The 18,743-nt window shown below is 60.8% G+C and carries 17 protein-coding genes; 3 read left to right on the top strand and 14 right to left on the bottom strand.

Translation table 11 applies throughout. The features are described from left to right. Positions 1-91: 91 nt before the first annotated feature. Both guaB and SLW75_RS10615 read right to left on the bottom strand, forming a co-directional pair. A complete protein-coding gene (gene guaB, locus SLW75_RS10620; protein ID WP_065989989.1) occupies positions 92-1,561 on the bottom strand; it encodes an IMP dehydrogenase in 1,470 nt (489 codons plus the stop codon). A gap of 126 nt (positions 1,562-1,687) precedes the next feature. Beyond that, entirely contained in the window at positions 1,688-2,236 is a 549-nt protein-coding gene (locus tag SLW75_RS10615; protein WP_410934441.1) for a sugar ABC transporter ATPase, read from the bottom strand. 135 nt (positions 2,237-2,371) lie between these two features. Between SLW75_RS10615 and xseA the strand changes: the two genes are divergently transcribed. The 3 genes from xseA to leuA all read left to right on the top strand — a co-directional run bounded on the left by xseA (position 2,372) and on the right by leuA (position 6,742). Then, on the top strand, positions 2,372-3,751 hold the full coding sequence (gene xseA, locus SLW75_RS10610) for an exodeoxyribonuclease VII large subunit (protein ID WP_065989994.1): 1,380 nt from the start codon (positions 2,372-2,374) through the stop codon (positions 3,749-3,751). A gap of 3 nt (positions 3,752-3,754) precedes the next feature. Further along, the gene (locus SLW75_RS10605) at positions 3,755-4,597 is read left to right on the top strand and encodes a peptidoglycan DD-metalloendopeptidase family protein (protein ID WP_410934440.1); all 843 of its coding nucleotides are present in this window, start codon (positions 3,755-3,757) and stop codon (positions 4,595-4,597) included. Positions 4,598-5,059: 462 nt separating this feature from the next. Then, positions 5,060-6,742 (top strand): 2-isopropylmalate synthase, encoded by a 1,683-nt coding sequence (gene leuA / locus SLW75_RS10600; RefSeq protein WP_192132305.1) that lies wholly within the window; start codon positions 5,060-5,062, stop codon positions 6,740-6,742. A gap of 76 nt (positions 6,743-6,818) precedes the next feature. On the opposite strand, the gene SLW75_RS10595 is transcribed toward leuA, so the two are convergent. The 12 genes from SLW75_RS10595 to rlmN form a co-directional block, all read right to left on the bottom strand. Continuing rightward, a complete protein-coding gene (locus SLW75_RS10595; RefSeq protein ID WP_065989998.1) occupies positions 6,819-7,226 on the bottom strand; it encodes a hypothetical protein in 408 nt (135 codons plus the stop codon). A 125-nt stretch (positions 7,227-7,351) separates the two neighbouring features. Then, entirely contained in the window at positions 7,352-7,792 is a 441-nt protein-coding gene (locus SLW75_RS10590; RefSeq protein WP_296315429.1) for a hypothetical protein, read from the bottom strand. A 58-nt stretch (positions 7,793-7,850) separates the two neighbouring features. After that, positions 7,851-8,642 (bottom strand): amidohydrolase, encoded by a 792-nt coding sequence (locus SLW75_RS10585; RefSeq protein ID WP_410934439.1) that lies wholly within the window; start codon positions 8,640-8,642, stop codon positions 7,851-7,853. Beyond that, the gene (locus tag SLW75_RS10580; RefSeq protein ID WP_410934438.1) at positions 8,630-9,778 is read right to left on the bottom strand and encodes a pyridoxal phosphate-dependent aminotransferase; all 1,149 of its coding nucleotides are present in this window, start codon (positions 9,776-9,778) and stop codon (positions 8,630-8,632) included. Before SLW75_RS10580 ends, SLW75_RS10585 begins: the two co-directional genes overlap by 13 nt. Before the next feature lie 119 nt (positions 9,779-9,897). Next, complete coding sequence (gene der / locus SLW75_RS10575) at positions 9,898-11,370, bottom strand: ribosome biogenesis GTPase Der (protein WP_065990003.1); 1,473 nt, start codon at positions 11,368-11,370, stop codon at positions 9,898-9,900. A 149-nt stretch (positions 11,371-11,519) separates the two neighbouring features. Beyond that, on the bottom strand, positions 11,520-12,671 hold the full coding sequence (gene bamB, locus SLW75_RS10570; protein WP_065990004.1) for an outer membrane protein assembly factor BamB: 1,152 nt from the start codon (positions 12,669-12,671) through the stop codon (positions 11,520-11,522). Next, a complete protein-coding gene (locus SLW75_RS10565; RefSeq protein WP_065990005.1) occupies positions 12,664-13,305 on the bottom strand; it encodes a tetratricopeptide repeat protein in 642 nt (213 codons plus the stop codon). Before SLW75_RS10565 ends, bamB begins: the two co-directional genes overlap by 8 nt. Before the next feature lie 38 nt (positions 13,306-13,343). Further along, positions 13,344-14,633 (bottom strand): histidine--tRNA ligase, encoded by a 1,290-nt coding sequence (gene hisS / locus SLW75_RS10560; RefSeq protein ID WP_410934437.1) that lies wholly within the window; start codon positions 14,631-14,633, stop codon positions 13,344-13,346. A gap of 21 nt (positions 14,634-14,654) precedes the next feature. Next, a complete protein-coding gene (gene ispG, locus SLW75_RS10555; RefSeq protein ID WP_065990008.1) occupies positions 14,655-15,764 on the bottom strand; it encodes a flavodoxin-dependent (E)-4-hydroxy-3-methylbut-2-enyl-diphosphate synthase in 1,110 nt (369 codons plus the stop codon). Positions 15,765-15,767: 3 nt separating this feature from the next. Continuing rightward, positions 15,768-16,805: a RodZ domain-containing protein gene (locus tag SLW75_RS10550; RefSeq protein ID WP_410934436.1), complete on the bottom strand. Its 1,038-nt coding sequence runs from the start codon at positions 16,803-16,805 to the stop codon at positions 15,768-15,770. Next, positions 16,805-17,563, bottom strand: a complete 759-nt coding sequence (pilW, locus tag SLW75_RS10545) for a type IV pilus biogenesis/stability protein PilW (protein ID WP_074886331.1) — start codon at positions 17,561-17,563, stop codon at positions 16,805-16,807. The genes SLW75_RS10550 and pilW overlap by 1 nt, the downstream gene beginning before the upstream one ends. A 26-nt stretch (positions 17,564-17,589) precedes the next feature. After that, positions 17,590-18,738 carry a 23S rRNA (adenine(2503)-C(2))-methyltransferase RlmN gene (rlmN, locus tag SLW75_RS10540; protein ID WP_410927848.1) on the bottom strand — a complete coding sequence of 383 codons (1,149 nt, stop codon included), beginning with the start codon at positions 18,736-18,738 and terminating at the stop codon, positions 17,590-17,592. Positions 18,739-18,743: the final 5 nt, after the last annotated feature.

The raw sequence follows: 18,743 nt of genomic DNA, 5'->3' as shown, positions 1-18,743 counted from the left end.
CTCGTCGAAAATCAGAAACAAGACGGGGCTGTCATGAACAGCCCCGGTACACAATTCGTGAAACGCGCCTGAGTCATCAGGCGCGTTCCGATCAACCTACGCGGTAGTTCGGCGCTTCCTTGGTGATCTGCACGTCGTGAACGTGGGACTCAGCCATGCCGGCACCGGTGATGCGCACGAATTCAGGCTTGGTGCGCATTTCGTGGATGTCGGCGCTGCCGGTGTAACCCATCGAGGAGCGCAAGCCGCCCATCAACTGGTGAACGATGGCAGTCAGCGAACCCTTGTACGCAACGCGGCCTTCGATACCTTCCGGTACGAGTTTTTCCGCGCCGTCGGACGAGTCCTGGAAGTAACGGTCCGACGAGCCTTGAGCCTGGGACATTGCGCCCAGCGAACCCATGCCGCGATAGGCCTTGTACGAACGGCCCTGGAACAGCTCGATCTCGCCCGGTGCTTCTTCAGTACCGGCAAACATCGAACCCATCATCACGCAGTAGGCACCGGCAACGATGGCCTTGGACAGGTCACCCGAGAAACGGATGCCGCCGTCGGCGATCAGCGGAACGTCGGTGCCTTCCAGTGCCGAAGCCACGTTGGCGATGGCGCTGATTTGCGGGACGCCCACGCCAGCCACGATACGGGTGGTGCAGATGGAGCCAGGACCGATGCCGACCTTGACGCCGTCAGCGCCCGCTTCGACCAGTGCGAGTGCAGCGGCGCCGGTGGCGATGTTGCCGCCGATGACCTGCACGTCAGGGAAGTTCTGTTTGACCCAGCGAACGCGGTCGATCACGCCTTTGGAATGGCCGTGGGCGGTGTCGACAACGATGACGTCCACGCCCGCAGCAACCAGTGCGCTGACACGTTCGCCGGTGTCTTTACCGGTGCCGACCGCAGCGCCGACACGCAGGCGACCCTGGTCGTCTTTGCTCGCCAGCGGCCAGGCTTTGGATTTCTCGATGTCCTTGACGGTCATCATGCCCTTGAGCGCGAACTTGTCGTCGACGATCAGGACTTTTTCCAGACGGTGCTTGTGCAGCAGATCGCGCACTTCGTACTTGTCGGCGCCTTCGCGGACGGTGACCAGACGCTCTTTCGGCGTCATCACTTCGCGAACAGGCACATCAAGGCGGGTTTCAAAACGGACGTCGCGGGAGGTCACAATGCCGACGAGCTCGCCGTCATGCAGGACCGGAACGCCGGAGATGTTGTGTTGACGGGTCAGTTCGAACAGATCGCGAACGGTGGCGTCAGCCTCGATGGTGATCGGATCCTTGACCACACCCGCTTCGAACTTCTTGACCTTGCGCACTTCGGCAGCTTGCTGCTCGACGGTCATGTTCTTGTGGATGATGCCGATGCCGCCTTCCTGAGCCATGGCGATTGCCAGACGGGCTTCAGTGACGGTGTCCATAGCGGCGGAAACGAGGGGGATGTTGAGTTCGATGCCACGGGTCAGGCGTGTTTTAAGACTGACTTCGTTGGGAAGCACCTCGGAATAACCGGGCACAAGGAGAATGTCGTCGAATGTAAGGGCTTCTTGGCTGATACGCAGCATCGCTGGGCTCCCGAGCGGGAAAATGGAAGCGCGCCATTGTACCCAGACACCTGCACTATCTCAATGTAAAGATCAGGCTATTTACGCATGAGCCGGATTACGGCGCCCAATGACAGCCGCGCAGATCTACATCCTGACGTTGACATGGGACACCGGCCGGTCCATTCGCTCGGCAAACGCCTCGACAAAACTGCTTTTGAAGCCGGCATCCAGCCAGTTGTTGAAGATGAACCCCAGATTCGAGAACCCGCACGGCTCAAGAAACAGAAACCCGTTGATGTCGTCTTCGTGGCGGCATTCGGGGCACATGAAGTTGTCGGTGTGGCCCGGCATCCAGTCTTCCAGGCTGTCGAACAGGGCTTCGCCGATCTCGCGCCGGCATTCCGGGCAACCGGCCTCCTCCTTGAAGCCCTGCTGCGGCGTATAGATGCAGCGCTTGAGGACGATTTCCAGACCGTTGACCGGTTGACCGAATGGCAAGGCGTCCGGGTTTTCGACGAAGCGTCGCGCGCCCGGGGCAATCGCGTAGGCCATGCGGTTGAAGCTGCGCCCACAGGTGGTCAGCGATTCTTCGACGACGTTCAGCTTCACCAGCCAGCGCAGGATCGCCCGCGCCTTCGCTTCGTGCGCAGGAAAGCTGGAGATTTGCGGGACGATGATGCTTTGGGTGTCCATGACGAGCCTGTCTGGCGAGTAATCGGGGGCGGCAGCTTAATCGCGCTGTCGGTGACGTCAAGTATGGCCGTCGGGGCGCGCGCCGTCAGCGATCTCATCTGGTGACCCGTGCCCCAATGCCTTTATGATGCCGCCATGATCAAAGACCCCTTCGCAAGACTCGGCCTTGACCGGGACGTCCTCACTGTCAGCCAGCTCAACGGCCGCGCACGCGTGCTGCTGGAAGATGTGTTTTCCAGCATCTGGGTCGAGGGCGAGATTTCCAACCTCTCGCGTCCGGCCTCCGGGCACGTTTACTTCACGCTGAAGGACTCCGGCGCCCAGGTGCGTTGCGCGTTGTTTCGCAGCAACGCGGCGCGGGTGCGTCAGGCGTTGAAGGACGGCCTGGCGGTCAAGGTGCGCGGCAAGGTTTCGCTGTTTGAAGGCCGCGGCGACTATCAGCTGATTCTCGACACCGTAGAGCCTGCTGGCGATGGCGCGCTGCGTCTGGCTTTCGATGCGCTGAAAGAGAAGCTCAGCGCCGAAGGGATGTTCAGCGCCGAGCGCAAGGTCGCCCTGCCCCTGCACCCCAAGCGCATCGGCATCATCAGCTCCCCGACCGGCGCGGTGATTCGCGACATCATCAGCGTGTTTCGCCGTCGCGCCCCCCAGGTAGAACTCACCCTGATCCCCACCGCTGTGCAGGGCCGCGAGGCCATCGGCCAGATCGTGCGCGCCCTGAAACTTGCTGACGATCGCGGCTTCGATGCGTTGATCCTCGCCCGGGGCGGCGGCTCGCTGGAGGACCTCTGGTGCTTCAACGAAGAGGCCGTGGCCCGGGCCATCGACGCATGCGTGACGCCGATTGTCAGCGCGGTCGGTCACGAAACCGACGTCTCGATCAGTGACTTCGTGGCCGACGTGCGCGCCCCGACGCCCTCCGCCGCCGCAGAACTGCTGGCGCCGGACTCCAGCGATCTGCAACGCCGAGTCGACAGCCTGGAACGCCGACTGATCAGCCGCATGCAGGACCGGCTGATGCGCGAGCAGTTGCGTCTCGACGGTATTTCCCGCCGCCTACGTCACCCCGGCGAGCGCCTGCGCCAGCGCGCCCAGCGCCTCGACGATCTGGACATGCGCATGCGTCGTGCCTTTGAGCAGCAGATGCACAAGCGCCAAGTGCGCATGAGCCATCTGGAAAGCCGCCTGGCCGCGCAACATCCGGGACGCACGCTGATGTTTCTGCGTCAGCGCCTGGCAGTACTGGCCGAGCGCCTGCCCCGTGCGATCAAGGAAAACCTCAAGAGCCGTCGCCTGCAGCTACAAAGTCAGGTGCAGACGCTCAACGTGGTCAGCCCGCTGGCGACCCTGGGCCGTGGTTACAGTATTTTGCTGGATGAACGCGGCAGGGCCATCCGCGCTGCCGAGCAGACGCAACAGGGTCAGCGCCTGACGGCAAAGCTGGCGGATGGCGAGCTGCAAGTGCGCGTTGAAGACAACCATCTGACGCCTGTCACCCTTTCACTTCTGGATTGATCAATGCTCCCTCTTCTATCCCGCTCGTTGGCCACTGCCGCCTTGGTCTTTTGCGCTGCCCTGCCCGCCTACGCTGACAGCTACATTTCCCGTTTGCTCAACAAGCCGGTGCCGGGCGGCGTGGCGGTGGTCGATCTTGGCCCCGCCGCGCAAGCACCCAAGGCCACGTGGCAGGGCAAGCCGGTGCTGGTGGTCAAGGATCAGGACGCCCGCTGGCTGGCCATTGTCGGCATTCCGCTGAGCGTCAAGCCAGGCACGTCGCAGCAGGTCAGCAGCGGCGGCCGTAACCTGCCTTTCGTGGTGGGCAACAAGAAGTACCCGGAGCAGCGGATTACCCTGAAAAACCAGCGCCAGGTCAATCCCAACCCGGACGACCTAAAGCGCATTGAGCAGGAACTCGATGTGCAGGTCCGCGCCTACCGTACGTTCAGTCCCGTGACCCCGAGCAACCTTCTGCTGGACAAACCGGTGGACGGGCCGCTCTCGAGCAAATTCGGCGTGCGACGTTTCTTCAACGGCGAGGAGCGTAATCCTCACGCCGGACTGGACTTCGCGGTTCCGGCCGGTACGCCTATCAAGTCGCCGGCGGCGGGCAAGGTGATTTTGATCGGTAACTACTTCTTCAACGGCAATACGGTGTTCGTCGATCATGGGCAGGGCTTTATCAGCATGTTCTGCCATATGTCGAAGATCGACGTAAAAGTCGGCGATGCCGTGCCGCGTGGTGGCGTGGTCGGGCGTGTGGGTTCGACCGGTCGCGCGACGGGACCGCACATGCACTGGAACGTCAGCCTGAATGACGCGCGGGTGGATCCGGCCATTTTCATCAATGCGTTTCAGCCGTAACGATTTAGAGGGATGAGTAGCTCTGTAGGACCCCTGTAGGACCCGCTTTAGCCGGGAAGGCGTCAGGCGCTGCACTGCAAATCTGATGGCATGCGATCTGGCCCCTTCCCGGCTGAAGCCGGTCCTACCATTGGAACGGCCGGTACGTTCAGACCGAATCGCACCAGCAATTAAATCGCGCACAGCATCAAAATCTGGCAATAGAATCTCAACCTGAAGTTTTTACCGGTTACTTCTCTCAATTTTTCCCAACCGCTTGCCAGCTTTCACCCCATTGGTTACGTTTGGCGACATGAAAACCTCTCACACCCTCATTCTGATGCGTCAACATCGCTGCCTCTGCCTCGTCAGTGCACGACTGCAAAGCTGAACGCGGTGCCTCGACGCTCACCCGCAGTGCTACTCTCGCATCAACCGGCTGGCCGCCTTCTTTCGGCCCTGAGTACAACAAGGATTATTCACATGACCATGCTCAAAGATCCCTCGACCAAGTACCGCGCCTTTCCTGTCATCGACCTGCCTGACCGCACCTGGCCTTCCAAGACCATCACTGCGGCGCCGATCTGGTGCAGTTCCGACTTGCGTGACGGTAACCAGTCGCTGATCGAGCCCATGGATGCGGTCAAAAAGCTGCGTTTCTGGAAGACCCTCGTTCAAGTCGGCGTGAAGGAAATCGAAGCCTCCTTCCCTTCCGCGTCGCAAACCGATTTCGACTTTGTGCGCACGCTCATCGAAGACGGCCACATCCCCGACGACACCACGATTCAGGTGCTGACCCAGGCCCGCGAAGACCTCATCGCACGGACGTTCGAATCCCTGCGCGGCGCCAAAAAAGCCATCGTCCACCTGTACAACGCCACCTGCCCGTCTTTCCGCCGCATCGTCTTCAACCAAGACAAAGCCGGCGTTAAAGCCATCGCCGTGAATGCCGCTCAGCTGTTCGTCAAATACGCCGCCCTGCAGCCAGAAACCCAATGGCAGTTCGAGTACTCGCCTGAAACCTTCAGCGCCACCGAGCTGGAGTTCGCCAAGGAAGTCTGCGACGCCGTGATCGAAGTGTGGAACGCGACGCCGCAGAACAAGGTGATCCTCAATCTGCCGGCAACCGTCGAAGTCGCCACCCCGAACATCTACGCCGACCAGATCGAATGGTTCTGCCGCAACATTTCACGCCGTGACAGCGTGATCATCAGCCTGCATACCCACAACGACCGAGGCACCGGCGTGGCGGCGACCGAGCTGGGCCTGATGGCCGGCGCGGATCGCGTTGAAGGCTGCCTGTTCGGCAACGGCGAGCGCACCGGCAACGTCGACCTGGTGACGGTCGCGCTGAACATGTACACCCAGGGCCTGAATCCACAGTTGGACTTTTCCGACATCGACGGCGTGCGCAAGGTCGTCGAGGAGTGCAACCAGATTCCGGTGCACCCGCGTCACCCGTATGTCGGCGACCTGGTGCATACCGCGTTCTCCGGCTCCCACCAGGATGCGATCCGCAAGGGCCTCACCCAGCAGAAAGAAGGCACGATGTGGGAAGTGCCGTACTTGCCAATCGACCCGGCCGACATTGGCCGCAGCTACGAGGCGGTGATCCGCGTCAACAGCCAGTCGGGCAAGGGCGGGATCACTTACCTGCTGGAACAGGAATACGGTATTTCCCTGCCGCGTCGCATGCAGATCGAGTTCAGCCAAGTGGTTCAGGGCGAGACCGATCGACTGGGCCTGGAGATGACCGCTCAGCAGATCTACTCGCTGTTCAAGCGTGAATACCTGCAGGCCAACAAGCCGTACGCGCTGGTCAGCCATCGTCTGCAAGAAGAAAACGGCAACAGCGCAGTCGAAGTGGTCGTGACCGGAATGAGCGACAGCGAAAGCAATCTGCGCTGGAAAGGCACCGGCAACGGCGCCCTGGAAGCGCTGGTCGCTGGTCTCCCGGTGTCAGCCGAGATCATGGACTACAATGAACACGCCATCGGCGCAGGCACCACGGCCAAGGCCGCCGCTTACATCGAGTTGCGTGTGAACGGTGACCGGGCGGTGCATGGCGTCGGCATCGACGAAAACATCACCACGGCCAGCTTCAAGGCGCTGTTTAGCGCTCTCAATCGTGGCTTGCTGCAGGCTGACGCGACAAAGGCGGCATAACTGCCGGCAATCATTCCTACGATAAAAAAGGCCCTGAAGTGCAAGCTTCAGGGCCTTTTGTTTGAGCGCCGGATTATCAGGCCGTGGTGTCGACTTTGACTTTCATCAAGTTCAACAGGGACGCCTGCAATGCGCCCAGCTGCGCCATGGTCCCGGAAATCTGCTGCTGGATCGCCATGACCTGCGTGGCCTTCAATTCATCGGGCGTCTTGCTGCCCTGGATCGCGGCCAACTGAGCCTGCTGCTGCTGGAGCATTTTCTGGGTTTGCTGAATCTGCTCCTGCAACTGCTTGATCATCTCCTCCTTCATGCTCGGCGCGTCGCCTGACTCACTGGCGCCGGCCGCCTTGGAGTCGCCATACACATTGCCACGCAGCTCGACGCTGGCGGTCTTGGCATCGCTCTTGGTGGAGTCGTCAGTTTTGACGGCAGCCGTGAACACGCTGGAGTAAGCGCCCAACGAACTGGTGTTGATGGTGGTCATGATGAACTCCTTATGAGGTGCACTTTGTATCGGCCAGCGTACAAACATCTGAAGTCGGATTTATTGCAGACGCAAATACGCCCCACGACCGAGGTCATGGAGCGGGTTATGTTTGAATCAGTGAATCAGGCGGTGGTGTTGATGCTGCCGGACTTCTGCAGTTGTAGAAGCGCCGCCTGCTCCGTGGACAGGCTGGCGGTCGTCGACGAGATCTGTCCCTGAATGGCCATCACCCTTGCCGATTTCTCCTCATCGGAACCCGAACTTGCCTGAGCGGCAGCGAGTTGCTGTTGCTGCTCCTGCAGGCGCTTCTGGGTTTCCTTGATCTGCTCTTCCAGCTTCTCGATGGCCTGCTCGCTGGTGCTGGAAGAATCAGACGCGCCGCCTGCCCCACCGGCACCGCCAGCGCCACCCGCTGCAGTCGTTGTCGTCGATGCAGACACCGAAGTGGCATCTGTCGTGGTGGAGGTGTCGCTGTCTGCCGCCGTCGTCGTGGCGTCTTTCTTGACCGCCACGGTGAAGCTGGTGGAATACGAACTCAATGAGGATGTGCTGATGGTGGTCATACCGATCTCCTGTCTGGGTACAACCGCTATCGACCACTCGCCCACTAACTCTATGACGTTACTGTATCTCGAATGTATCAGCGTCGAGACAGGCCGGGAATTTCTCGCGGTAGGCCGCCAGGCTCTGCGCTGACAGGCTGACCTGAAACACCCCGTCCGCCTCGCCGATGTTAAGCAGGCTCTCGCCTTGAAAATCCAGAACCTGGCTGTCGCCCGTGTAGGCGAAGCCCTTGCCATCAATCCCCACACGATTCACCGCAGCGACGTAACACAGGTTCTCGATGGCGCGCGCCGGCAGCAAGCGGTTCCAGTGCAGACGGCGAGCACCCGGCCAGTTGGCGGTATAGAGCAGCAGATCGGTGTTGTGGGCGTCACGGCTCCACACCGGAAAACGCAGGTCGTAGCAGATCAGCGGACGAATCCGCCAGCCCTTGAGCTCGAACTGCACCTGGCGCTCGCCCGGACTGTAATGCTCGTGCTCGCCGGCCATCCGGAACAGATGGCGCTTGTCGTAATGCAGCAGCTCGCCGTCCGGCCGCGCCCACAGCAAGCGATTGCGATGGCTGTCGTCAGCGGCGCGAATGATCACGCTTCCGGTCACCACGGCATCCAGTTGCCTGGCCTGCGCCAGTATCCACTGGGCAGTCGGGCCGTCTTCAGGTTCGGCCTGAGTTTCGGACGCCATGGTAAAGCCAGTGGTGAACATCTCCGGCAGGATCACCAGATCCGCACCCTTGGCCTGGGCCAGCAGCTCTTCGAAGTGGGCGTGGTTCGCCGGGGCGTCGTGCCAGACCAACGTGGTCTGAACCAACGCGATATTCAGATTGGGCAGCGTACTCAGATCGCGCATAGCTTCTCCGCCGCCAGACGCAGCGTCTCCTCACGCTTGGGGAAGCACAGCCGGATCAGGCGTTGGCCTTCGGGCGGATTCTGATAGAAAACCGAAATGGGAATGCTCGCGACACCGTGCTCGCGGGTCATCCACAGCGACATGTCGACGTCATTGAGGTCCGGGCGGATCTGCGAATAATCAACGAGCTGAAAGTAGGTGCCGCTGGCGCGCGTGAACGTGAAGCGCGAGGCTTCCAGGCGATCGCAGAAATAGTCGCGTTTGGCCTGATAGAACGCCGGCAGTTCCTCGACATGTTCAGGGTGCGCCGCCATGAAATCGGCCAGCGCCCATTGCAGCGGTGTAACCCCGCAGAACGCGACGAACTGATGGATCTTCCGCGCTTCGGCGGTCAGTGCCGGCGGCGCAACGAGGTAGCCGGTTTTCCAGCCAGTGACGTGGTAGGTCTTGCCGAACGAACTGACCACAAACGCGCGCTGATAGAGTTCATCGTGGGCCAGCACGCTGGCGTGCTGCAGGCCGTCGAACACCAGGTGCTCATAGACCTCGTCGCTGAGCACGTAAATGTCCCGATCCCGAATCAACGCCGCCAGGCAGTCCAGTTCGTCGCGGGTGATCAACGCGCCGCTCGGGTTGTGCGGCGTGTTGATGACGATCATACGAGTGCGAGGGCTCAGCGCTGCGCTGAGCTTTTCCCAGTCGATGGCGAAGTCGCCATCCTTGAGCTGCACATGCACCGTGCGCCCGCCGGCCAGTTCTACCGAAGGGGCATAACTGTCGTAGCACGGGTCGAAGACGATGACTTCATCGCCGGCGCTCACAACAGTTTGGATGGCGCAGAAAATGGCGTGGGTGGCGCCGGGGGTGATGGTGATTTCGCTGTCGACGCCGACCTGACGGCCGTAGCACCGCGCAATCTTGGCGGCGACTTGCTCGCGCAGCGCCGGCAGGCCGGCCATCGGCGCGTATTGATTGTTGCCGTCCATGACGCGGCGGCAAAGGGCTTCACGCAATGCGTCGGGCCCATCGAAATCGGGAAAACCCTGAGACAGATTGATCGCCCCGGTTTCGGCGGCAAGCTGAGACATCACAGTAAAAATGGTGGTGCCAACGTTCGGCAGTTTGCTGGTGATCATGGGGGTTTTCCTGCTCCACTCCCGACACCTGAAGGGCTCGGGGACCCGCAGGATAGCCCAGATGTCGCGCACAAAAAAAGGCGCCACTGGCGCCTTTTCCGAGAAAGACCTCTACACGATCAGCGCTTGTCGCGGCGCTTCTTGTCGGCCTTCTTGTGGTGCGACATCATCCGACGCTTCTTGTTGACCTGGCGGTCGGTCAGCGTGTTCTTGTTGCCTTCATACGGGTTCTCGCCGCCCTTGAACTCGATGCGGATCGGCGTACCGACCAGCTTGAGCACGCGGCGATAGGTGTTCTCGAGATACCGGACGTACGACTTCGGCACTTTCTCGACCTGGTTACCGTGGATCACGATCAACGGCGGGTTCGCGCCACCCAAGTGAGCGTAACGCAGCTTGATGCGGCGGCTGCCCACCATCGGCGGAGCGTGCTCGCTGACCGCATCTTCAAGGATCTGGGTCAAACGGCTGGTCGGCCAACGGGTCACAGCGGATTTGAACGAGTTCTGCACCGACTGATACAGGTTACCTACGCCGGTGCCGTGCAGCGCCGAGATGAAGTGGATGTCGGCGAAGTCGACGAAGAACAACCGGCGCTCCAGCTCAACCTTCACGTAGTCGCGCTCGCTCGGCACCATGCCATCCCACTTGTTCAGCGCGATGACCAGGGCCCGACCGGATTCAAGGGCAAAGCCCAGCAGGTTGAGGTCGTGGTCGACGACGCCTTCGCGGGCGTCCATAACGAAGATCACCACGTTGGCGTCTTTGATTGCCTGCAGGGTTTTCACCACGGAGAACTTTTCGACTTCTTCGTGGATCTTGCCGCGCTTGCGGACACCGGCGGTGTCGATCAGCGTGTACTTTTCTTCGTTGCGTTCGAACGGGATGTAAATGCTGTCGCGGGTAGTGCCCGGCTCGTCGTAGACGATGACCCGGTCTTCACCGAGCATCCGGTTGACCAGCGTCGACTTGCCGACGTTAGGGCGGCCGATGATCGCGATCTTGATGCCGTCCTTCTCACTCGGGCCGGGAATGCGCTTGGCTTCCTGACCTTCGGCGACGACTTCCTCTTCTTCGCCTTCTTCGACTTCGTCAGCGTCTTTCGGGAAATCGCGCAGGGCGATCTCGAGCATCTGCGTGATGCCTCGACCGTGAGCGCCGGCGACCGGAATCGCGTCACCCATGCCCAGCGGTGCGAACTCGGCGCGGGCCATGTCAGGGTCGATGTTGTCGACCTTGTTGGCGACGACGTAGGACGTCTTGTTGCGCTTGCGCAGGTGCTCGCCAATCATCTGGTCGGCGGCCGTGAAGCCTGCTTTGGCGTCAACGAGGAACAACACGACATCGGCCTCTTCGATGGCCAGCAGCGACTGCTCGGCCATTTTTTCGTCCATGCCGTGTTCGTCACCGGAGATACCGCCGGTGTCGATCAGGATGTAGGAGCGCCCTTGCCACTTGGCCTCACCGTATTGGCGATCACGGGTCAGACCGGACAAGTCGCCGACGATGGCGTCACGAGTCCTGGTCAGGCGGTTGAACAAGGTGGACTTGCCGACGTTCGGTCGACCCACCAGGGCGATTACGGGAACCATGCGGCTCTCCACTTCGTTATTTCAGAAAATACAAAAGCCGCTGCAAGGCAGCGGCCGGAGTTCGGAGCGACGCCGAAGCGCCGCAGGCCCCATGGAAGCGGGGCCGCCTGAAGAAGCCGATACTCGACCGCCTCAAGCATAGACAGCCACTACTTGATCGTCAGCGCTTCCAGCTTGCCGCTGTTGCCGAAGACGTAAATGGTGCTGCCGGAGACCAGCGGGCGAGCACGCAGGCCATCGCTGTCGATCTTTTCACGGGCGACGAAATGGCCATCGACCTGGCTCAGCAGGTGCAGATAGCCTTCCATGTCACCGACCGCGACGTAGCTGGAGAACACTTCCGGCGCGCCGAGTTGGCGACGGGCCAGCGAGTCGTTGCTCCACAGACCGGTGGAAGAGCGCTCATCGATGCCTTCCACGGTGCCGTTGGCAAGCGAAACGTAAACGCTGCCGAAGCCCTGCGCCACACCCGAATAACTCGAGGCATCACGCTGCCACAGCACACGACCGCTCTGCAGTTCCAGGCCGGCTACGCGGCCCTGATAGGTCGCGACATACAGCGTGTTGCCGGAAAGCAGCAAACCGCCGTCGATGTCGACCACGCGATCCAGCTCGGAACGACCTGTCGGAACGGCAACGCGCTGCTCCCAGGCCGGGACGCCGTTGTTGATGTCCAGCGCCACAACCTTGCCGGTCGACAGCCCAGCGATGGCCAACGAACTGGTGGCAATCGGTGCGCCGGTGCCCCGCAATGTCAGAACCGCAGGACTGCTCTCGTAGATCCAGCGCTGATCACCAGTGATGGCGTCATAACCGATAACCCGGTCATCCTGAGTCTGGGCAACCACGACACTGCCGTTGGTGGCCGGAGCGGACAGCACTTCGCTGGTCGCCTTGGCTTTCCACTTCTGCTCGCCAGTGGCTTCGTCGAGGACGATGACTTCGCCGCGCAACGTGCCCAGCATGACCAGACCGAAACCTACGCCGACGGCGCCGGATACCGGTTGCTCAAGCTCTTTTTTCCAGACCACGTCGCCGTTGCTGCGGTTGATCGCCATGACCAGGCCGTTCGCATCGGCAGCGTAGATGTTCTCGCCGTCGATGGCCGGAACCAGCATGTTGTAGATGTCGCCCTGACCGTCACCGACGGAACGGCTCCACAACTTCTGCAGGGTCACTTCTTGCTTGAAGTCGACGAGTTCTGCCGGTGGCAGCTCTTTTTTGCTGTTGCTGCTGCAACCCGCGGCCAGAATGGCCAGAGCCAGCAATGCTGCATGTTTCCAACGAATCACGTCACGCATCCCCTTTCGCCAGATCGTCGAGCTTCATTTGCAGACCGCCAACAGCCGCTTCTTCGGAAAGCGCCGCCTTGGCCTTTTTGTATGCAGCATAAGCGTCATCGGTGCGACCCAGCTGAACCAGCAGGTCGCCACGCAGCTCTTCACGGCTGGCCGCGAAAGACTGGTCGGCCTGACCGTCGAGCAGCTTCAGCGCGTCTTCGGCCTTGTTCTGTGCAGCGAGGACACGAGCCAGACGCTGACGGGCGATTTCACCCAGGGTCGCGTTGGCCGGCTTGTCGGTCACGGATTTCAGTTCGTTCGCAGCGTCATCCAGCTTGCCGGTGTCCACAGCCACTTTGGCCACGAACAAGCTGCCGTACTGGGCGTACGCGGTGCCACCGAATTCGCTCTTCAGCTTGCCGGCGATCTCGGCCACACGGCCTGCATCAGCCTGGCCGCTTGGCGTCAGTGCGGTTTCCAGCAATTGCTGGTACAGCGCCGAACCACCCTGCGCCTGGTTGTTCTGATAGCGCTGCCAGCCTTGCCAGCCCAACACCACGATCACCGCGAGCAGGCCGCCGGTCAGCAGAGGCTTGCCGTTACGCTGCCACCAGTCCTTTACGGCAACCAGCTCATCATCATCGGTACTCGACACCCCAATACTCCTATTCGCTCAATCGGCTTTTATCTGCTTCAACCCTGCGAAATGCAGGTGGCCAGGTGCTCGGACAGAGCATCCCAGGCAATATTTTGTTGCTCGCCCTGACCACGCAGCGGCTTGACGCCCACTTCCTTGCGCGCCAGCTCTTCGTCGCCAAGGATCAGCGCGTACAGCGCACCGCTCTTGTCGGCCTTCTTGAACTGGCTCTTGAAGCTGCCAGCCCCGGCATTGACTTGCAGACGCAGATTTGGCGCCTGATCGCGCAAGCGCTCGGACAGGGTCAGCGCTGCCAGCTCGCCGGCCTCGCCAAACGCGCAGACGTAAACGTCGACCGTACGGGCGATTTCTTCGGGAATCTGCTCAAGGGTTTCCAGCAACAGCACCAGACGTTCGATGCCCATGGCAAAGCCCACGCCCGAGGTCGGTTTGCCCCCCATCTGCTCGACCAGACCGTCGTAACGGCCGCCCGCGCAGACAGTGCCCTGAGCGCCAAGCTGGTCAGTGACCCACTCGAATACGGTTTTGCTGTAGTAATCCAGGCCGCGAACCAGCTTCGGGTTGATCACGTACGGAATCCCCGCTGCGTCGAGACGCGCCTTCAGGCCTTCGAAGTGAATCCGAGATTCGTCATCCAGATAATCTGCCAACCTGGGGGCATCAATCAGCACAGCCTGGGTTTCAGGGTGTTTGGTATCGAGCACACGCAGCGGGTTGGTCTTCAGACGGCGCTGGCTGTCTTCGTCCAGTTGCTCGTGACGCGCCGAGAGATACTCGACCAGCGCTTCACGATAACGGCCGCGGGCTTCACTGGTGCCCAGGCTGTTGAGTTCCAGTTTGACGGCATTGCGAATACCCAGCAGGCCCCACAGACGCCAGGTCAGAACGATCAGCTCGGCGTCGATGTCCGGACCATCAAGGTTGAACACCTCGACACCGATCTGGTGAAACTGACGATAACGGCCTTTTTGCGGACGCTCGTGGCGAAACATCGGGCCGATGTACCAGAGTTTCTGCACCTGACCGCCACCGGTGATGCCGTGCTCGAGAACCGCGCGTACGCAGGCCGCCGTGCCTTCAGGGCGCAGGGTCAGCGAATCGCCATTGCGGTCAGCGAAGGTGTACATCTCTTTCTCGACGATGTCCGTGACTTCGCCGATGGAGCGTTTGAACAGGTCGGTGAACTCGACGATCGGCATGCGGATCTGGCGATAACCGTAGTTATCCAGCAAACGCGAGACCGTGCCCTCGAAGTAGCGCCACAGCGGCGTCTGATCCGGCAGGATGTCGTTCATGCCACGAATGGCTTGCAGAGACTTACTCACAAATATTCCTTGGAAACTGGGTTAGCCGCGCGCGATCAGCGCTGCGTCGGCCTCGACCTTTTCGGCCGCTCTCTGACGGATCAAGCGTTCAAGCTGTTCCACCAGATTGTCATTTGTCAGCTTTTGCGCCGGCTTGCCATCGATGTAGATCAGGTTCGGCGTGCCTCCGGTCAGACCGACATGGGCTTCTTTCGCCTCGCCGGGACCGTTCACCACGCAACCGATCACCGCAACATCCAGCGGCACCAGCAAATCTTCAAGGCGCCCTTCCAGCTCGTTCATGGTCTTGACCACATCGAAGTTCTGCCGCGAGCAGCTCGGGCAGGCGATGAAGTTGATGCCACGGGAACGCAGGCGCAGCGACTTGAGGATGTCGTAACCGACCTTCACTTCTTCAACCGGATCGGCTGCCAGCGAAATCCGAATGGTATCGCCGATCCCTTCGGCGAGCAGCATACCTAGGCCGACGGCTGATTTCACTGTGCCTGAGCGCAAACCGCCCGCTTCAGTAATGCCCAAGTGCAGCGGCTGGATGATTTGCTTGGCAAGAAGCCGATAAGCCTCGACCGCCATGAACACATCGGAGGCCTTGACGCTGACCTTGAAGTCCTGGAAATCCAGACGGTCCAGATGCTCAACGTGACGCAGCGCGGACTCGACGAGGGCCGCCGGCGTTGGCTCGCCGTACTTCTTCTGCAGGTCTTTTTCCAGCGAACCGGCGTTGACGCCGATACGGATCGGAATGCCGCGATCGCGGGCCGCCTCGACCACCGCGCGGACGCGGTCTTCGCGGCCGATGTTGCCCGGGTTGATCCGCAGGCAATCGACGCCCAGCTCGGCAACGCGCAGGGCGATTCGATAATCGAAATGGATGTCAGCGACCAGCGGGACCTTGACCAACTGCTTGATACGGCCGAAGGCCTCGGCAGCGTCCATGTCGGGCACCGAGACGCGAACGATGTCCACGCCGGCGGCTTCCAGACGGTTGATCTGTGCCACGGTAGCCGCGACGTCATTGGTGTCACTGTTGGTCATGCTCTGCACTGCGATCGGGGCATCGCCACCGACCGGCACCGAGCCGACCCAGATTTTACGAGATTCGCGACGTTTGATCGGAGATTCGCCGTGCATGACTTATTGCCCTAGCTTCAGGCGAGCAGTTTCGCCACTGGTGAAAGGTGCCACATCAACCGGCTGACCGTTGTAGCTCACTTGCGCGCCGCGAGCAAAGCCCAGGCGCAGGGTCAGCGGCGGCTTGCCATTGACGTCGAGGCTGTCGCCTTTTTTCTTGAGTCCGCTCATCAGCACTTTGCCGTTGCCATCGGTGACCTGGGTCCAGCAATCATTTACGAACTGAACCTGCACGCGACCGGCACCTGCCGGTACGGGCGCGGGGTCGGCCGTTGCGCTCGGCGCGGTGTTGACTGGCGCGGTGGTCGCAGGCGTTGGCGCCACGGTGGTGACAGGCGCGGTCGGCGTCGACGCTGCATGCGCAGGTGTTACCGGGGCGGTGGTTGATGTGCTGTGAGGAACTACAGCGCCTGCAACGGCGGTGCCGGTGCTGGCGGGTGCGGTGCTGGAGGAAGCAGGTGCATCAGGCGCGGACGCAGGCTCGGCGTTGTTCAACGGCAGCGCGGTCTGGCCTTGAGCGACAGCTTGATCTTCCAGCTCGTCGAGCGGATGGATCTGGGTGGTGCCGTCGGCGCTTTCGACTTCGACGTGCTCCATGCCCAGATTGGTCGGCTCCTTGCCACGCAGGGTGGCTTGATCCTGCCACCACACGAAGCCGCCCCCGATCAAGGCAATGAGCAGCAAGAGGCTGACGATGCGCAGGATATTGTGAGACAGCCGTACTGGCTCTTCGATTCGGCCCAGCGCATGAACGCTGCTGCCCTTGCCGTCGGTGCCCGTGTACTGATCGAACGCATTGACCAATGCAGCTTGATCAAGGTCAAGCAGCTTGGCGTACGCGCGGACATAGCCGCGGGCAAAGGTATGGCCGGGGAGCTTGTCGAAATCGCCAGCTTCCAGATGAGTCAGGGAAGTCACGGTGAGGTTGAGCCTCAACGCCACATCTGGCAGCGACCAGTTCTTGCTCTCGCGGGCCTGTCGCAATGTTTCGCCTGGGTTCGTGCGAGTGGCTGCTACAACTTCGGGATGCGCCGCTTTCATCATTGCTCCGACAGGTATTGCTGATATTCCGGCGTACCGGGATAGAGTCTTTTTAGAAGCAGCCCATAGCTGGCTGCCTTGTTGCGATCATCAAACACCTTCGCCAGCCGCGTGCCGAGCAACAGGCTCCGCGCATTCTGCTCGCTCAACTGGCTGAAACGCTCGTAGTAATCGCGCGCCGGCACATAATGCCTGTCTTCGTACGACAACTCAGCCATTTCCAGCAACGCGCGTGGCTGCTGACGATCGAGGCGCAGGGCTTTGTCGAAATGCTCACGGGCGGTGTCGCGATTCCCAAGCATCACAGCCGTCATGCCGAGGTTTTCGAACACTCGGGCGCGCTCGGCGTAGAGATTATCCTCGGCGGCCTGCTCGAAGCGCTCGTAGGCTTCCTTGTAACGCTTCTGCTGGTAAAGAAAGCTGCCGTAATTGTTGAGAATTCGCGCGTCTTTGGAACGTGCCGACAACGCTTTTTCGTAATACTGGTTCGCCAGTTCCGGTTCCATCTCGGCCTGGAACACCAGCGCCAGCGCAGCATTGGCGTCCGCATCGGAGCCGTTCAGCTCAAGCGCTTTTTTCAGAGGCGCCTTCGCACGCTCCATCTGGCCCTGCTGAAGATAGCCCAAACCCAATTGCACGTAAGCCTGACGAGCTTCCTCACGCCCCTTGCTGGTACTCAGCGGATCGACGTTGCCGGTAGACACACAACCGACCAGCAGCGTGGCAAAACAGAGCAGCAGCGCAACGCGCAGGGACATAGAGATCCTCTCAGTCAAATTCGCATTCAATTGCGAGCGGAAGCGACCTGCACCACGTCGGCATCGGCACTGAGCTCTCGCACAGCGATATAGCGCTCGCTGCGACGGGTGCGGTCCATGACCTGCCCGACCAACTGGCCGCAGGCAGCATCGATGTCCTCACCGCGCGTGGTACGCACGGTGACGTTGAAGCCGGCTTGATGCAGCAGATCCTGGAAACGACGGATTGCGTTGTTGCTGGGGCGTTCGTAGCCGGAATGCGGAAACGGGTTGAACGGGATCAGGTTGACCTTGCACGGCGTGTCCTTGAGCAGCTCGATCATCTCGATCGCGTGCTCAGGCCTGTCGTTGATGTCCTTGAGCAGCGTGTACTCGATGGTCAGCACGCGCTTTTCGCCCAGCGCAGCCATGTAGTTGCGGCAGGACTCGAGGAGCATCTTCAGAGGGTATTTTTTATTGATCGGCACCAGCTGGTTTCGCAGCGCGTCATTGGGCGCGTGCAACGAAAGGGCCAGCGAAACGTCGATGTGCTTGGACAGCTCATCGATCATTGGCACCACGCCGGAGGTGGACAGCGTCACGCGGCGCTTGGAAATGCCATACCCCAGGTCATCCATCATCAGATGCATGGCGGCAATGACATTGTCGAAGTTCAGCAATGGCTCGCCCATCCCCATCATCACCACGTTGGTGATGGCACGGTCGATGGTAGCCGGGACACTGCCAAAAGATTTGTTGGCAATCCACACCTGGCCAATGACTTCGGCGGCGGTGAGGTTGCTGTTGAAGCCTTGTTTGCCGGTGGAGCAGAAGCTGCAGTCCAGCGCACAGCCCGCCTGGGACGAGACACACAGCGTGCCGCGTTTGCCTTGCGGAATATAGACGGTCTCGACGCAGCTGCCGGACTCGACACGGACGACCCATTTACGGGTGCCGTCGGTGGAGATGTCCTCGCTGACGACTTCTGGACCGCGAATTTCGGCACGGCTCTGCAGCTTTTCGCGCAGGGCCTTGCCGACATTCGTCATGGCGTCGAAGTTATCGACGCCAAAGTGGTGAATCCACTTCATGACCTGACCGGCACGGAAGCGTTTCTCCCCGATAGACTCGAAGAATTTTTCCATTTCCAGCCGGGTCAGACCCAACAGGTTGATTTTGCCAGTTGATTCAGTCATGGATT

The organism is Pseudomonas sp. W5-01 (assembly GCF_046540435.1).
GTDB lineage: Bacteria > Pseudomonadota > Gammaproteobacteria > Pseudomonadales > Pseudomonadaceae > Aquipseudomonas > Aquipseudomonas graminis_B.
The sequence above is the reverse complement of the archived record's forward strand: the minus strand, read 5'-3'. Positions and strand labels throughout refer to the sequence as shown.

Excerpts from the sequence above, each read along its gene's own strand:
- guaB (WP_065989989.1), bottom strand. The coding sequence starts at position 1,561 with ATGCTGCGTATCAGCCAAGAAGCCCTTACATTCGACGACATTCTCCTT.
- SLW75_RS10615 (WP_410934441.1), bottom strand. The coding sequence starts at position 2,236 with ATGGACACCCAAAGCATCATCGTCCCGCAAATCTCCAGCTTTCCTGCG.
- xseA (WP_065989994.1), top strand. The coding sequence starts at position 2,372 with ATGATCAAAGACCCCTTCGCAAGACTCGGCCTTGACCGGGACGTCCTC.
- SLW75_RS10605 (WP_410934440.1), top strand. The coding sequence starts at position 3,755 with ATGCTCCCTCTTCTATCCCGCTCGTTGGCCACTGCCGCCTTGGTCTTT.
- leuA (WP_192132305.1), top strand. The coding sequence starts at position 5,060 with ATGACCATGCTCAAAGATCCCTCGACCAAGTACCGCGCCTTTCCTGTC.
- SLW75_RS10595 (WP_065989998.1), bottom strand. The coding sequence starts at position 7,226 with ATGACCACCATCAACACCAGTTCGTTGGGCGCTTACTCCAGCGTGTTC.
- SLW75_RS10590 (WP_296315429.1), bottom strand. The coding sequence starts at position 7,792 with ATGACCACCATCAGCACATCCTCATTGAGTTCGTATTCCACCAGCTTC.
- SLW75_RS10585 (WP_410934439.1), bottom strand. The coding sequence starts at position 8,642 with ATGCGCGATCTGAGTACGCTGCCCAATCTGAATATCGCGTTGGTTCAG.
- SLW75_RS10580 (WP_410934438.1), bottom strand. The coding sequence starts at position 9,778 with ATGATCACCAGCAAACTGCCGAACGTTGGCACCACCATTTTTACTGTG.
- der (WP_065990003.1), bottom strand. The coding sequence starts at position 11,370 with ATGGTTCCCGTAATCGCCCTGGTGGGTCGACCGAACGTCGGCAAGTCC.
- bamB (WP_065990004.1), bottom strand. The coding sequence starts at position 12,671 with ATGCGTGACGTGATTCGTTGGAAACATGCAGCATTGCTGGCTCTGGCC.
- ispG (WP_065990008.1), bottom strand. The coding sequence starts at position 15,764 with ATGCACGGCGAATCTCCGATCAAACGTCGCGAATCTCGTAAAATCTGG.
- SLW75_RS10550 (WP_410934436.1), bottom strand. The coding sequence starts at position 16,805 with ATGAAAGCGGCGCATCCCGAAGTTGTAGCAGCCACTCGCACGAACCCA.
- pilW (WP_074886331.1), bottom strand. The coding sequence starts at position 17,563 with ATGTCCCTGCGCGTTGCGCTGCTGCTCTGTTTTGCCACGCTGCTGGTC.
- rlmN (WP_410927848.1), bottom strand. The coding sequence starts at position 18,738 with ATGACTGAATCAACTGGCAAAATCAACCTGTTGGGTCTGACCCGGCTG.